Origin of the sequence: Pseudomonas putida (assembly GCF_050989985.1) — a bacterium.
Classification (GTDB): Bacteria; Pseudomonadota; Gammaproteobacteria; order Pseudomonadales; family Pseudomonadaceae; genus Aquipseudomonas; species Aquipseudomonas putida_AI.
Map to the genome: position 1 here is coordinate 638,548 of NZ_CP158815.1, position 15,070 is coordinate 653,617.

Here is a 15,070-nt window from a genome sequence, read left to right on the forward strand (position 1 = left end):
CCGCTGGAGTGCGAAGCGCTCCCGAAACCGACCGGCTTGATTGATCGATTTGTGACTGCTTCGCAGCCGAGCGGGAGCAAGCTCCCTCGCCACAGAAGCGCGTGGCACATGATCATTTACGGGCCAACACCGAACTTGCCGGCCATTTCCCGATCAGTTCCTTACAGTCTCATCCAAGGGAGCGCGTGCTTTGATCAAGCTCAAGACCGCGATATTACTGGGGGCGCTGCTGTTTCTTGGCAGCGAGGAACTGGAGGCCGCGACGATTCCGGGTGTGCCGGCCTCCGCCGCGACACCGCCGGCGCATCCGCAACCGCTGGTGGAAGGCGGGTTGTTGGGCGCCATCAGTACGAGCCTCGATGAGGTACAGGAAAAGCTCGATCTCAACGAGGACCTGCTCGATGCCTGGCGTTTGCGTGCCGACCGCGCGGCCGATGAAGTCGATCAGTTGGTCAATCGGCCATCGGCCCGTTCGGCGTGGAGCGTGGCCGGCGATTTCCTGTTGCTGACCGCTGTGTGGGCCGGGGCCTTTGGCCTGCTCTGGATGTTCGGCAAGTCGTTGACCGAGCGTCTGTGCCGCCATCGCCTGCTGCTCAGTCGAGAGCGCGGCCAGGCATTGCTGGGGTATGTGCTGCCCTACAGCATTCCGGCGGTGATCAGCCTGCCGCTGACCCTCTATGCCAGCCACTGGCTGCCGGTCTCGGCCGGTCGGGCGCTGGCCTTGTGTTTCGCCTATGCCACCAGCAGTGGCGTGTTTGCCGCGTCATTGGTGATGTCGCTGGTGGTGCTGTTCAATTCCGGTCATAAGCGCAGGGCGGTGGGGATCATTCGCCAGGACAGCCCACGGCCGCTATTTGTCATCGGTTTTCTGGTGGCCCTGAGCGATGCCCTGACCAGTCCGCAGATCGCCCACCAGCTGGGCAGCAATCTCACCAGCAGCATCGCGGTGTTTACCGGTCTGGCGGCAACGATTTCCTTCGGCCTGCTGGTGTTTCGCATGCGTCGGCCCGTGGGCCAGATGATCCGGATTTTGCCGTTGGCCCAACGGCGATCGCAGCCGGCCTTGCGCGAGACCCTGCGGATCTTTTCCGGGCTCTGGTACTGGCCGATCCTGTTGATGGTGCTGGTTTCGGTGATCAACCTGATCAGCGTCAGCGCTGACAATCAGCAGGTCCTGCGCAGTGCGCTGTTCACCACGATCTTGTTGATCGCGACGGTGTTCCTGAGCACCACGCTGCACCACCTGTTCAAGTCGCGCAACGAAGCCGACGTGCGCCGAAGCAGCGCCTACAAGGAACGCTTCCTCAACCTCTCCCACGCCTTGCTGCGCATCGCCATGGCCATCGTGTTCATCGATATCCTGGGGCGCATTTGGGGCGTGTCGCTGTTCGAGTTTGCGGTGAGCAATTCGGTGGGCCGGGCGATCAGCGATTCGCTGAGCCACATCGGTCTGATTTTCCTGGTGACCTGGATGGTCTGGGTGGTGCTCGACACCGCGATTCAGGAAGCCCTGAAGCCACCGGCCAACAAGCGCTCGGCGCGCCAGCCCAGTACCCGGGTCAAAACCATCCTGCCGCTGCTGCGCAACGCGATCAAAATCATTCTGGTGGTGATCTGCGCAATCACCACCATGGCCAACCTGGGGATCAACGTCGCGCCCTTCCTGGCCGGTGCCGGGGTGATAGGGCTGGCGATCGGTTTCGGTTCCCAGCAACTGGTGCAGGACGTGATCACCGGCCTGTTCATCATCATCGAAGACACCCTGTCCATTGGCGACTGGGTGGTGCTCGACTCCGGGCACGCCGGCACCGTTGAAGGCCTGACCATCCGTACCTTGCGCCTGCGCGACGGCAAGGGTTTCGTGCATTCGGTGCCGTTTGGCCAGATCAAGGCGGTGACCAACCAATCCCGGCAATTTGCCTATGCGTTCTTTTCCGTGCAGTTCACCTACGACACCGATGTCGACAAGGCCATCGAGCTGATTCGCGAGGCCGGGCATTCGATCAGCAGCGATCCGTTCCTCAAGTACAACCTGCAAGGGCCGCTGGATGTGTTCGGGGTCGACAAGATGGATCTAAACGGCGTGGTGCTAACGGCGCAGTTCCGCACCGTGTCGGGTGGGCAGTACGCGGTCAGCCGGGCGTTCAACCAGCGCTTGAAAAAGCTTGTGGATAACAGCCCGTGGGTGCATTTCGCGCAGACTTATCCACAGCAGGTGTTAATGCCCAGGCATGCGGAACCGCTGCTGGATGGCGCGGTTGAGGCGCAGCATTCGGCGGTGTTGATGCCGGATCGGCCGCGGCCTCAGTAGTTGTGGTGGCTGGGATGGCCTCATCGCGAGCAAGCTCGCTCCTACAGGGGAGCGGTGCACACAATCCATTGTAGGAGCGAGCCTGCTCGCGATGAGGCCGGCCCAGACAACATCAATGTCGGATCAGCTTGCTCCGCACTTCAGCCATCACCGGCTGATCCAGCTCCAGCCAGAACAGCGGCTTGCCGGCAATCTCCGCCGCCACCGGCACTCCATCGCGATACACCAGTCGATTACTCGCCAGCGCCGGTACTTTCGCACCGGGCAGCAGGGTGCCGGCCAGGTTCAGCGGATCGACCCCGCACACGGCGATCAGACTGCCGTCATGGGGGCGGCGGCGTACTTCGCGCAGCAGCGGGATCGCCTCGGGCAGCGCGAATTGTTCACCCGCCAGACCGCTGACAAAACGCCCGCCGCGAATCTCGCCCCGCGCCTCCAGTCGATGGAAGGTGCGCAGCAGTTCGCGCCAGCTCGGCAGCCAGTCGGCCTCACGTTCCAGCAGGCGCCAGAACACCACGCCATAGCGGCGCAGCAAGGTCATGGCGACATGTTCCAGGGTCTCGGCGGGAGTGGCCGGCGGGCGCGGGTTGTCCGTTACCGGCGCTGGCGCGCCGCGTCGCAGCAACGCCCAGCGCCCGGCATCGTCCATGCCACCGATGAACGCCCCGCGCCCGCGTCGACTGCTGCGATTCTGGCGCTTACTGGCCGGGGTGATCAGCGCCCGCAGCCCGGCGAAGCTGTCGGCATTCACCAGCCCGGCGCCCACCAATTCCTGCAAGGCGATTTCCAGTTCGGTGCGTAGCACATGGGCTTCGTGGGTCAGCTCATCGAAAAACAGCGCGCCGTGCTGGCGCAGCGCCTCGTAGACTTTTTGCGTTTTCGGCGACAGCTCGCTGACCGGCGTCTGCTCGGTCAAATCGCTCCACAGCCCGACGCGGTTGCGCGGCAACAGCACAATGGGCGTGCTGCGCAATGCACTGCTGGCGCTCGTGTTGCGCGCGGTGAGTCGGGTCCAGACCAGCTTGCCGCTGCGACACAGCTCATCCAGCCAGCTCGCCGAATAGTCCTTGATGCGTGCCGGCAGAATGTCGCTGTCCCAGGCCGACGCGGCGGCGGGGTAGCCTTCGAACTGCGCGATGATCGACGGCAACACCGCGCTGCCCTGGCCCTGGCTGGCGCCGGACAGATGCTGCCAGTCGAACAGGAAACGCATGAAGTCCTGCAGCGCCACGGGCTCGATTTCCCGGCGCAGACGCTTGACCGTGTAGCGATGAATCCGCGCCAGTAAATGCCGCTCGCACCATTGTTCCGCTTCGACGCCCGGAATGAAGCGGCCCCGCAACACGTAACCCTCGCGTTCCAGTTGCGCCAACGCCTGGGCGACTTGCCCTTGTGGCAACCCCAGTGGTTCGGCAATCGCCTTGAGCGGCAGCGGCGCAAATGCGCTGAGTCGTGCGCGAATCACTTCCAGCACCGCTTCGTCCCTTTCCCAGGGCTCGTCGAATCCGGGCAAGGCTTGCACGGCCGGCCACACAATGGCCTGTGGATAAATCGCCTGCAGGCAGCTCAGCCGTTCCCGGGCCAGCCACAGCGATTGATCGAGACGACAGGCGCGCCCGCTGGCGGCCAGGGCATTCAACCATTCGAGCCAGTGCGGATGGGCCGCAGCTTCAGCATCGGTGATGCACGCCAGGCTCATGAGCGCCTCGTGCATTTCATCGGCGCCACCGGGTGCCGGCCAGGCTTCCTCGCCCACGGCGGTGATGGCATCGACGTCCAGCGCGCCGAGGTCGTCCGTGGATTGCGGGTCGCTCCAGCGGCGGTTGAGCACGGCCTGGGTACGGCGCTCTTCCAGCGGTGCATCGTCGAGAAAGGTGTAGGGGCGGGCGCTGAGAATTTCCGCGGCCAACGGCGACGGCGCCGGCAGATCGCGGCTGATCAGGCGCACCTGGCCCTGTTCCATGCGCCGCAACAACGCCAGCCAGCCTTCGCTGTCCATGGCCTCGTGCAGGCAGTCGTCGAGGGTTTGCTCCACCAGCGGATGGTCGGGAATCTCGCGTTCGCCGGCGAGGTTTTCCACGCAGGCGATCTGATCGGGAAACACACTGGCGATCAGGTCCTCGCTCTTCATCCGCTGGATCTGCGGCGGGACTTTACGCCCACCCGAATAGCGCGGCAGGGCCAGGGCGACCCCGGCATTCCAGCGCCAGCGCACGCCGAACAGCGGTGCATCGAGCACGGCCTGGATCAGGATGTGCTCGGCGCTGTTGCTGTGCAGGTAGCGCCAGACGTCGTCCAGTTCGAAGCTGTGGCTGGTGGACAGCGACAAAACGATCGCATCTTCACTGGCGGCGGCCTGCAATTCGAAGTTGAAGTTGCGGCAAAAGCGCTTGCGCAGGGCCAGGCCCCAGGCGCGGTTGATGCGACTGCCGAACGGCGTATGGATGATCAGCTGGGTGCCGCCGGACTCGTCGAAAAAGCGCTCCATCAGCAAGGTGTCCTGGGACGGCAGGGCGCCGAGGGCCTGACGTGCGCGGGCCAGGTATTCCACCAGTTGCTCGGCGCTGGCGATGTTCAGGCCAAGGGTGCCGGTCAGCCAGTCGAGCGCCGGTTGCAGATTGCCCGGCGAATCGCCCAGCAGCTCATCGAGTCGGGCTTGCAGGCGTGCGACGGCAAACGACAGTTCCGCGCTGCGCCCCGGCGCCTCACCGAGCCAGAACGGAATGGTCGGCGGCTGCCCTTGGGCGTCCTCGACCCGGACCTTGCCGGTTTCGACCCGCAGGATGCGGTACGAGGTATTGCCCAGCTGGAACACATCGCCGGCGATGCTTTCCACGGCGAAGTCTTCGTTGACGCTGCCGATGTTCAGCCCCTGGGGTTCGAGCAGCACGCTGTAGTCGGCGTTGTCCGGAATGGTCCCGCCGCTGGTCACCGCCGTCAGCTTGCTGCCGCGCCGCCCGCGCAGGGTGCGGTTGACGGCGTCGCGATGCAGGTAGGCGCTACGGATGCCCTGTCGCCCGTTATAGCCCTCGGTGAGCATGTGCAGCAGCGCCTGATAGTGGTTTTCGTCGAGCGCGGCGTAGGGCGTGGCCCGACGCAACATCTCCAGCAACCCGGCCTCGGGCCATTCCTGGCAACTCACCTCGGCGATGATCTGCTGAGCCAGCACGTCCAATGGCGCCTGCGGGATCTGCAAGGTGTCCAGTTCGCCCCGGCGCACGCAATCGAGCAGCGCCGCGCATTCGATCAGGTCGTCACGGGTGGTGGCGAACAGGCGGCCTTTTGGGGTGCCACCCACCTGGTGTCCGGACCGACCCACTCTTTGCAGAAAACCGGCAATCGAGCGCGGCGAGGCGATCTGGCAAACAAGGTCTACGTCGCCGATGTCGATGCCCAGTTCCAGCGAGGCCGTGGCGATCAGCACTTGCAGCTCGCCACGCTTGAGCCGCTGCTCGGCGTCCAGACGAAACTCCTTGGCCAGGCTGCCATGGTGGGCGGCGACGGCGTCCTTGCCCAGGCGTTCGCTCAGGTGGCGGCTCAGGCGTTCGGCCAGGCGTCGGGTGTTGACGAAAATCAGCGTGGTGCGGTGTTCGCGAGCGAGGGCGGCGAGGCGGTCGTAGACCAGTTCCCAGACATCGTTGGCCATCACCGCCGACAACGGCACGGGCGGTACTTCGATGTCCAGGTCCCGTGGGCGGGCGTGGCCGATGTCGATGATGTCGCAGGCACGATCGCGGCCGACCAGAAAGCGCGAGACCGCTTCGATGGGTTTTTGCGTGGCCGACAGGCCGATGCGTACCAGCGGTTCGGCGCACAGGGCCTGCAAGCGCTCCAGGCTCAGGGCCAGGTGGCTGCCGCGCTTGCTGGCGGCGATGGCGTGGATTTCGTCGACGATCACCGTGCGCGTGGTCTTGAGCATCTGCCGCCCGGAATCGGAGCCGAGCAGCACGTAGAGGGATTCCGGGGTGGTGACGAGGATGTGCGGCGCGTTCTTGCGCATCGCCGAGCGTTCTTTCTGCGGGGTATCGCCGGTACGCACCGCCGTGGTGATCTGCAATTCGGGCAGGCCCATCACGCGCAACTGCTCGGTGATACCCGCCAGCGGATTTTGCAGGTTGAGCCGGATGTCGTTGGACAGCGCCTTGAGCGGCGAGACGTAGACCACCAGGGTTTCGTCAGGGAGACCTTCCGGCAGATTGTCGGGGTGGGCCAGGCCGCGATGCACCAGATCGTCGATGACCGCGAGGAACGCGGTCAGGGTCTTGCCGGAGCCGGTGGGCGCGGCGATCAGGGTCGAGCGGCGCTGGCGGATCAGCGGCCACGCCCGGGCCTGGGCGGCGGTGGCCGTTGCGAAGGTGTTGCTGAACCAGGCGCTGACGGCAGGGTGGAAGCCGTCCAGGGCACTGTCTGCGGGGATGGGCAGGTTCATGAAGCCAGTTATGCGGGGGAGGGCGGGAAGATGCAAGTACCGCTCAATACCTTCGCCGGCCTTTAGGGCCTCTTCGCGGGCAAGCCCGCTCCCACAGGGATCTTCAGCGGCCGCAATTCTTGTGAGCAATGCAAATCACTGTGGGAGCGAGCTTGCTCGCGATGGGGCCATCAGCAGCACCACAAACCCCGGACATCTACACTTTACGGATGACGGTTGCGCACTAAACCCGCAAAATGCAACGATTCCGGCAACTATCGACGACATCGCCCACAAGCGCTGTCGATAAAACCATTGTTCCAATCAGACTGGGCCTGCTGACTTTATGCGAATGCGCCTTATGTTACTGGGCGGCGGAAATGCCCTTGGGCAGGCGCTGATTCGCCTCGGTGCAGAGGAAGACATCGGTTTCCTCGCCCCCCGCCCGCCGCAAGACGGCTGGGATGCCGCGAGCCTGACCCAACTGCTCGACGACACCCGACCGGATGCGTTGATCAATCTCGCCTACTACTTCGACTGGTTCCAGGCCGAAGCGGTCAGCGAGCAGCGCCTGGCCGGGCAGGAGCGGGCGATCGAGCGTCTGGCCGAACTGTGCCAGCATCACAATATCGTTCTGCTGCAGCCTTCGAGCTATCGGGTATTCGACGGCTCCCGCGCTACCGCCTACAGCGAAAAGGACGAACCGGTTCCCCTGGGCCTGCGCGGCCAGGCGTTGTGGCGGATCGAGCAGAGCGTGCGCGCCACGTGTCCGCAGCATGTGCTGCTGCGTTTCGGCTGGCTGCTCGATGACAGCCCCGATGGCACCCTGGGGCGTTTCCTCGGTCGGGCCGAGCGCCCGGAAGAGCTGTTGCTGGCCGACGATCGCCGAGGCAACCCGACGCCGGTGGACGACGCGGCCCGGGTGATCATCTCGGTGCTCAAGCAACTCGACTGCGCGGCGCCATTGTGGGGCACCTATCACTACGCCGGGCATGAGGCGACCACGCCGCTGGCCCTGGGGCAGGCGATCCTCACCGAAGCCCGTGCCTTGCACCCGCTGGCCATCGAAGCCCCCACCGCCCAGGCTCACGCTGCGCGCGAGGACGCTGCCGAAGAGCCGCAACACGCGGTGCTGGCCTGCAAGAAAATCCTCCACACCTTCGGTATCAAGCCACGCGCCTGGCGTGCGGCCCTGCCGGGGTTGCTGGACCGTTTCTACCGGCACGGCTGACGTAAAACTGTAGGAGCGAGCCTGCTCGCGAAAAACGCAAAGGCGCCGCTGAGGATCAGCTTTCCCGCGTCATCGTTGACGACCATCGCGAGCAGGCTCGCTCCTACAGAAAAAACCAAGCATAGAAAAAGGCGCCCATCAGGCGCCTTTTTTTACAGCTCGTTCCCACCACGTGAACGATTTTTAGAACTTGTAACCCACACCCACCATGTAGACGAATGGATCGGCATCCACGTTCACCCGTGCCCGGGTACCCGGTGCGACGGCGTTGTTTTCCACGGTCGCGCGGGTGTCGATGTCGATGTAGCGCAGTTGGGCGTTGAGCAGGATGTTGTCGGTCAGCATGTAGTCGGCACCCACCTGCCAGGCCATGCCCCAGGAGTTTTTGGTGTTGAAGTTGCTGAAACTGTTGGCGCGCGCCTCGCTGCTCAGGTGTTCGTCGTACATCCAGGTGTAGTTGACGCCTGCACCGACATAGGGCTGGAACGCAGACTTGGGATTGAGCGGGTAGTACACCAGGCTCAGGGTCGGCGGAAGTTGATTGAAACTGCCGAGCTTGCCGTTGGCTGCGCTCAGGGCGGTGCCCTTGAGTTTTACGTCATGCTCGAATGGCGTGGCCGCCAGCAACTCGATGCCCAGGTGATCGGTGATCATGTAGGCGAAGTTCAGGCCCAGTTGCGTGTCGCTGCTCAACGTCGCCTTGCCGCCCAGATCGGCACCGCTCAATGGACCCTGATCGACCTTGACGGTGGAACTGTCGGTATTGGGGTCGACGGTGATCGCACCGGCACGCAAGAGGATGTCGCCTTTTTCGTGGGCGTGGGCGAGCGGGGCTGCGAGCGCGAGGGCAAACAGCGTGGCGCCGAGCAAGGACTTGTTCATGGGGGCTCCAAAGGACGTTAAAAATTTTTGATGTCCAATGGTAAGCCGCCTAACGATTCGGTCTTTTGACTCAGCTCAAGAAAACGGTGATGGGTTGCCTATTCAGGTATTTCTGATGACCCCATCGCGAGCAAGCCCGCTCCCACAGGTGATCGCTGAACCCTGTGGGAGCGGGCTTGCCCGCGATGGCGTCCTGACTATCAACACATGACTGCCAGATTCACTCCGGCAATTCATACATATAAATCTTGTCCGCATCCATCTGATACCCGGCATCCGCCAGTTCGCTGGTGGACGCCTTGACCTGCATCGCCCCTTCGACCCAGTACGGTTGATACAGCTCGTCGACTTTCACGCCCACCTCGCTTTTGACGTGCACGATCTGGTTCGACGGCGGTGGCGGGACGTGGATGCAGGCGCCGAAATACGGCACCAGCAGGAACTCCGTGGTGCGGCCTTCCTCATTCACTTCCAGCGGCACGATGTAACCCGGCAAGCGAATGTCCTGACCGTCGAGGGCTTTGACCACCGGGGCGTTGGGCATGCTCTGCTTGGCCGCTGGCGCCGATTCGGCGGACAGCGCATCGCTCATCTTCGACAGGTCGTGCAGCGGCGTCATGTCCGGCACTTCCGGCATGGCGTCGGGCGGGATCATTTCCGACCAGGTCAGCTCCTTCGGCTCGGCTGCCCATAGCGGCAGGGCGACCAGCATCAACAGCGCAAGCAGAGCGCGGGGCATTTTCAACATCCTCATAAACGGATCGACAGGCCATCGGCCAGGGATTGGCGATAGGCGCGCCAGGCCGGCACGCTGCCCATCAGCAGGGCGGCGAGCAGAATGCCAGCAAGCAGCGTCCATTCATACTCGCTCGGCCATGCCAGCGGCAGATACAGCCCGTAATTGGCTTGCACGTAGCCCTGGGCGGCGGCGATGCACACATACAGCAGCGCCAGGCCGGCGACCACGCCCGCGAGCGCCAGGGCAAACGCCTCCAGCACCAGCAAGGTCGCGATGTGCCAGGGGCGCGCGCCCACCGATCGCAGAATCGCCATTTCGCGGCGGCGCTCGTTGAGGCTGGTGAGAATCGCCGTGAGCATGCCGATCAGCCCGGTCAGCACCACAAACAGTGAAACCACGAACAGGGCTTTTTCCGCAGTGCCCATCAGGCTCCACAACTCTTGCAGCGCCACGCCCGGCAGAATCGCCAGCATCGGTTCGCCACGAAATTCGTTGATTTCACGCTGCAGGGCAAAGGTCGAAATCTTGTTGTTGAGGCCGAGCATGAACGCGGTGATGGCTTGCGGCGTGAGGTCCATGTTGCGCGCCTGATCGGCACTGACCCGACCGTTGCCACGGGCCGGTACGCCGTTGTGCCAGTCGATGTGAATCGCTTCCATGCCGCCAAGGCTGATGTGCAGCGTGCGGTCGACTGGCGTGCCGGTGCGCTTGAGAATGCCGACCACGGTGAACGGCTTGTCGTCATGCTTGACCAGGCTGATGGCGGCCACGCCATGGGCCAGCACCAGTTTGTCGCCGAGCTTGTAGTGCAGGGCATCCGCCACTTCGGCACCGAGCACCACTTCAAACGGATCGCTGGCGAAGGCACGGCCATCGGCCAGTTCCAGGTGTTGCTGGCGGCCGTACTGGTAATGCTCGAAGTAGGCTTCGGTGGTGCCCATCACCCGATAACCGCGATGGGAGTCGCCCAGGGACATCGGGATCGCCCACTTCACCTTCGGATCGTGGGCGAAGTGTTCGAAACTGTCCCAGCGGATATTGTTGGTGGCGTTGCCGATGCGGAACACCGAATACAGCAACAGGTTCACCGAGCCCGAGCGCGCGCCGACGATCAGGTCGGTGCCGCTGATGGTGCTGGCGAAGCTGGCCTTGGCTTCGGTGCGCACCCGTTCCACGGCCAGCAGCAGGCAGACCGACAGGGCGATGGCGAACGCAGTGAGGATCGCGGTGAAGCGGCGGTTAGCCAGACTGGCCATGGCTAGACGAAACAAATACATCTCAGACCTCTGCGGATGTGGCGGCGCGATTGAGCTCGGCCAGCGACAGGTGGCGATCGAACAGCGGCGCCAGACTCTGGTCATGGCTGACGAACAACAGGCTCGAACCGGCTTCGCGGCATTCGGCGAACAGCAGGCGAATGAAGTTCTCGCGGGCGTCGTAGTCCAGGGCGGAGGTCGGTTCGTCGGCAATCACCAGTTCCGGCTGGCCGATCAGGGCACGTGCGGCGGCCACCCGTTGCTGCTGGCCGATGGACAGCGAGTCGGCGCGGCGGCTGAGGATGTGTTCATCCTTCAAGCCCAGGTGCGCGAGCAAGGTCGCGGCGGCGTTGTCGACGCTGCCGTGGCGCTGTTTCGCCCGTTCGGCTCGCAGCTTCGAGAAATGGCAGGGCAGTTCGACGTTTTCCCGTACCGAGAGAAACGGCAGCAGGTTGAACTGCTGGAAGATGTAGCCGGTGTGATCGACGCGGAAATGGTCGCGGGCACCGGCCGACAGTTGCGTCAGCTCCTGGCCGAGCAGGCGGATGCTGCCGCGATCGGGCTTCTGCACACCGCCGAGCAGGCCGAGCAGGGTGGTCTTGCCGCTGCCGCTGGGGCCTTTGAGAAACAGGGTTTCCCCCGGCTCCAGGCGGAAGGCCGGGATGTCCAGCAGCGGCGGGTGACCGGGCCAGCTGAAGCCCAGGTCGGACAGTTCGATGAGTGCTTGGGTCATGTGAAACCGGTCAGGTGATAGGTGAGCCCCTGTAGGAGCGAGCTTGCTCGCGATAAACGCACAGACGCCGCGTTCAGTCAGGATGACCGTGTTTTCGTTCACGACCATCGCGAGCAAGCTCGCTCCTACAAGGGGATCTACGTGAATTTAGAATTTGAGGGCAGCAGCCTTGGCCGTGACTTCAACCCCCTGCTGTCCGTTCGGGCCGATCAGTTGTACCTGAATTTTCTGGGTGGCCGGGAATGTGTTGAAGATATTCGCCAGGTCCAGGGTTTTCAGCGCGTCTGGCTTGGCGCAGGTGAAGTGGTAGTGGGCGTGGATTTCGCTGTGTTCGTGATGGTGCTCGCCCTTGGCGTCTTCGTCGTGATCGTCATCATCATCGGCGTCGGGTTTGTCGCCGAACAGCGGGCTATTAAGCTCCTGATCCGACACCACGCATCCCGCGGCCTTTGGCAGGTTGAACAGCGCCAGCGGATTTTCCAGCTGAGTACGGGCTGCGACCACCTTGACCTTGTCGGCATCGGTGGTGGCGGCATGTTCGAAGCCCACCAGGTTCATCGCCGGGCTTTCCAGTTCCAGCTCAAGGTTCTGGCCGTCCAGCGCCGCGTTCAAGCGCCCGACGCCGTGTTCATGGGCGCCGAGGCTGCCGTGCTCATGGTCGTGGTCATGCTCGTCGGCCGCGTGAGCGACAGCCAGCGGCAACAAGGCAAACGGCAAAGCGAGCAGCAGACGACGCATGGTGAGTCTCCGGAAAGTAAAATGAAAGAAATGTTATGTAATCTTATAACGTAAGCGCGGAGAGTTTGACTGCCTGCTTGGCGTTGCACAAGACCCATGGGAGCATGCAGCGAAGAAATATTCGGGAGCAGACCCATGTTGCGAATTCGCGGAAGCATCGGCGAGTGGCCGGTGGATTTGACGCTGGAGATGGATGACGCCGATTGGGCACGGCTCGGCGCGCAGTTGCAGGTGGAGAAAACCGAGGCTGTTGCCACGCCGGCCAAGCCGCTGAATCAGGATGATGCGTTGTGGCAGATCGCCAGGGACCTGCTGCGCAAGGCCGGGCAGTTGAGCGGGCCGGATCTGCTGGATCAGCTCGAAGGGCTGACCGGTAGCGCGGTGTCGGGCAAGCGCCTGCTGGTGCGCTTGCGCCATAGCGCGGATGTGAAAGTGGAGAGTGGTGCGGATACGCCGATTTACCACTGGGTCGAATAGTTGCTGTAGGAGCGAGCTTGCTCGCGAAAAGCTCAAGGACACCGCGTTCATTCAGGATGGCCGCGTTATCGTTCGCGGCCATCGCGAGCAAGCTCGCTCCTACAGGGGGCGTTTAATACAGCGCGGCAAACAACTTGCGACGGTAGGTGGTCACCAGCGGGTGATCATTGCCCAGCAGTTCGAACACCTGCAGCAGGGTCTTGTGCGGCAAGCCTTCGCTGTAGCCGCGATTGCGCATGAACAGCTTGAGCAGGCCGTCGAGCGCTGCCTCGTACTGCTGGCGGGCCAGTTGCTGAACCGCAAGCTGATAGACCGCTTCATCGTCCAGCGGGTCTTTCGCCAGGCGCGCCTTCAAGTCGGCGGCGTCGGGCAAGTCCTTGGCCTGGCCGAGAAACTTGATCTGTGCCTTCGCGCCCGCCAGGGCAGCCTTGTGCTCATCGGTCTTGACCGCGTCGAGCACGGCTTGCGCTTCGCCCAGTTCACCGCGTTCGGTGAGGCAGCGCGCGTAAAGGATCAGCGCGCGGGCATTGGTGTTGTCTTCGCCCAGCAGGACTTTGAGGATGGCTTCGGCGTCGGCGAAACGGCTGTCATCGAACAGTGCCTGAGCCTGTTCGAGTGGGTCGGCAGCGGCGGGCGGTGGCATCTGGACATGGGGTTCGAGCAGGGCGCGAACGGCAGACTCAGGCTGCGCACCGGCAAAGCCATCGACCGGCTGGCCGTCCTTGAACAGCACCACCGTCGGCAGGCTGCGGATGCCAAAGCGGGCGACGATGTCTTGCTCGACGTCGCAGTTGACCTTGGCCAGCAGCAACTCGCCCTGATAGCTCTCGGCGATGGTCTGCAGCATCGGCATCAGCACTTTGCAAGGCGCACACCATTCGGCCCAGAAATCCACCAGAACCGGTTTGTGGAAAGAGTTCTCGATCACCGACTGGTCGAAATCGGCAGTCGTGGCGTCAAAGATGTACGGCGTTTGCTGACTCATGGGGGATCTCTTGGGAGCGTGAATGGCGCAACTATACGGCCTGGTGGGGTGTGGCCGGAAGCAGGGTGGCCTTTGAGAGGTGTATTGCCTGACAGGACGCTTTCGCGAGCAGGCTCGCTCCTACAGGGAATTTGTACACGCCGCAAAACCACTGTGGGAGCGAGCCTGCTCGCGATGCTTTTCAGCCGCGCCGCGCGTGGTACAGGCTCACATGCCGAAATTCCTCCGGCTCGCACAGATCCGGCAGGGTCATGGCCTCGAGCATTTCGATGCGCCGATACAACGGATGACGGAAATCCCGTACCCGCGAATCCGCCACCAGCGCTTCGCGGCCACGGCTGAGAAACTCGTCGAGCAGCGGCAGGTTCGCCCGGTCGTACAGCACATCCGCCACCAGGATCAGATCGAAGCGGTCGGCCTCGGCGAAAAAATCCGTCGAATAGCTGAGCTGTACATCGTTGAGTTCGGCATTCGCCCGGCAGGCGGCAATCGCCAGTGGGTCCAGGTCACAGGCCACCACTTCCAGCGCCCCGGCCTTCACCGCGGCAATCCCCGCCACGCCGGAACCGGCACCAAAATCCAGGACCCGCTTGCCTTTGACCCACTCGGGGAACTCGGCGAGGTAGCGGGCCACCGCCAGGCCGCTGGCCCAGCAGAAACTCCAGTAGGGCGGTTCATGCAGGATGCGCCGGGTTTCTTCCGGGCTGAAGGCGCGGTCCATGTTGTCGCCGTCGATCAGCCACAACTTCAGCTCGGTGTCCGGCAAGTCGCACGCGACCAGGCGTGCATCGCCAAGCAGTTCGCTCAAGGCTTGTTGCAGGTCAAGCGGTGTACTCATGGGGCTTTGACGAATTGCAGTTGGCCCAGCGCCTGGGTGGTGGGCTGGGTAATCAGTTGCGACGGCAGATGCAGGATCAGTTGGCCGGACTGGCTGGCGCGGCCACGCAGCTCAACGCGCTGGCCGACCGGAAAGGCGTCCGGGTTGAAGCGCAGGTGAAACGGCAATACCTGATTGGTGCCGATCAGGCTCGAACTGGCGAGCAACTGTTGCGGGCGGTCCTTTTCGTCGATCACCAGCAGCGCCAGTTCGACTTCGGCGCCGGCCGGCACGCCTTGCAGGGTGCCGCTCAACTCACGCTGATAGGCGGGCAGCGGGCCGAGTTCGGCGGCTTCCCGGGCTTTCTTCTGTGCTTGTTGCGGGGCAGGGCCAGGCGTTGGCGGCTGAGGCTGGGGTGCATCGCTGCTGCAGGCCACCAGAAGGCTGAAAACGCTGAGCAATACGAGCGGGCGTAACGACATGGGCAGCTCCG

The 15,070-nt window shown here is 63.5% G+C and carries 12 protein-coding genes; 3 read left to right on the forward strand and 9 right to left on the reverse strand.

The window, feature by feature from the left end; all coding sequences use genetic code 11:
- The first annotated feature begins 190 nt into the window (after nucleotides 1–190).
- Nucleotides 191–2,311 carry a mechanosensitive ion channel family protein gene (locus ABTV29_RS03070; protein WP_433768778.1) on the forward strand — a complete coding sequence of 707 codons (2,121 nt, stop codon included), beginning with the start codon at nucleotides 191–193 and terminating at the stop codon, nucleotides 2,309–2,311.
- Nucleotides 2,312–2,423: 112 nt separating this feature from the next.
- Here ABTV29_RS03070 and ABTV29_RS03075 read toward each other — a convergent pair whose 3' ends face one another.
- Nucleotides 2,424–6,740: an Lhr family helicase gene (locus tag ABTV29_RS03075; RefSeq protein ID WP_433768779.1), complete on the reverse strand. Its 4,317-nt coding sequence runs from the start codon at nucleotides 6,738–6,740 to the stop codon at nucleotides 2,424–2,426.
- Nucleotides 6,741–7,065: 325 nt separating this feature from the next.
- On the opposite strand from ABTV29_RS03075, the gene ABTV29_RS03080 reads away from it, so the two are divergent.
- Nucleotides 7,066–7,950, forward strand: coding sequence for a sugar nucleotide-binding protein (locus tag ABTV29_RS03080; RefSeq protein ID WP_433768781.1), 885 nt, complete (start codon nucleotides 7,066–7,068; stop codon nucleotides 7,948–7,950).
- A 183-nt stretch (nucleotides 7,951–8,133) separates the two neighbouring features.
- Here ABTV29_RS03080 and ABTV29_RS03085 read toward each other — a convergent pair whose 3' ends face one another.
- The 5 genes from ABTV29_RS03085 to ABTV29_RS03105 form a co-directional block, all read right to left on the reverse strand.
- Nucleotides 8,134–8,832, reverse strand: coding sequence for an OmpW/AlkL family protein (locus tag ABTV29_RS03085; protein WP_433768782.1), 699 nt, complete (start codon nucleotides 8,830–8,832; stop codon nucleotides 8,134–8,136).
- Between the two features lie 220 nt (nucleotides 8,833–9,052).
- Complete coding sequence (locus tag ABTV29_RS03090; protein WP_433768783.1) at nucleotides 9,053–9,571, reverse strand: DUF3299 domain-containing protein; 519 nt, start codon at nucleotides 9,569–9,571, stop codon at nucleotides 9,053–9,055.
- 11 nt (nucleotides 9,572–9,582) lie between these two features.
- Nucleotides 9,583–10,848, reverse strand: coding sequence for an ABC transporter permease (locus tag ABTV29_RS03095; protein ID WP_433768784.1), 1,266 nt, complete (start codon nucleotides 10,846–10,848; stop codon nucleotides 9,583–9,585).
- Nucleotide 10,849: 1 nt separating this feature from the next.
- Nucleotides 10,850–11,560 carry an ABC transporter ATP-binding protein gene (locus ABTV29_RS03100; protein ID WP_433768785.1) on the reverse strand — a complete coding sequence of 237 codons (711 nt, stop codon included), beginning with the start codon at nucleotides 11,558–11,560 and terminating at the stop codon, nucleotides 10,850–10,852.
- A gap of 147 nt (nucleotides 11,561–11,707) precedes the next feature.
- Nucleotides 11,708–12,298 (reverse strand): DUF2796 domain-containing protein, encoded by a 591-nt coding sequence (locus ABTV29_RS03105; RefSeq protein ID WP_433768786.1) that lies wholly within the window; start codon nucleotides 12,296–12,298, stop codon nucleotides 11,708–11,710.
- Between the two features lie 135 nt (nucleotides 12,299–12,433).
- Here ABTV29_RS03105 and ABTV29_RS03110 point away from each other — a divergent pair, with 135 nt between their 5' ends.
- Nucleotides 12,434–12,775 (forward strand): hypothetical protein, encoded by a 342-nt coding sequence (locus ABTV29_RS03110; RefSeq protein ID WP_433768787.1) that lies wholly within the window; start codon nucleotides 12,434–12,436, stop codon nucleotides 12,773–12,775.
- Nucleotides 12,776–12,887: 112 nt separating this feature from the next.
- Here ABTV29_RS03110 and trxA read toward each other — a convergent pair whose 3' ends face one another.
- The 3 genes from trxA to ABTV29_RS03125 all read right to left on the reverse strand — a co-directional run bounded on the left by trxA (nucleotide 12,888) and on the right by ABTV29_RS03125 (nucleotide 15,059).
- Complete coding sequence (trxA, locus tag ABTV29_RS03115) at nucleotides 12,888–13,760, reverse strand: thioredoxin (protein WP_433768788.1); 873 nt, start codon at nucleotides 13,758–13,760, stop codon at nucleotides 12,888–12,890.
- Between the two features lie 181 nt (nucleotides 13,761–13,941).
- Nucleotides 13,942–14,598: a class I SAM-dependent methyltransferase gene (locus ABTV29_RS03120; protein ID WP_433768789.1), complete on the reverse strand. Its 657-nt coding sequence runs from the start codon at nucleotides 14,596–14,598 to the stop codon at nucleotides 13,942–13,944.
- Nucleotides 14,595–15,059 carry a YbaY family lipoprotein gene (locus ABTV29_RS03125; RefSeq protein ID WP_433768790.1) on the reverse strand — a complete coding sequence of 155 codons (465 nt, stop codon included), beginning with the start codon at nucleotides 15,057–15,059 and terminating at the stop codon, nucleotides 14,595–14,597. The genes ABTV29_RS03120 and ABTV29_RS03125 overlap by 4 nt, the downstream gene beginning before the upstream one ends.
- Nucleotides 15,060–15,070: the final 11 nt, after the last annotated feature.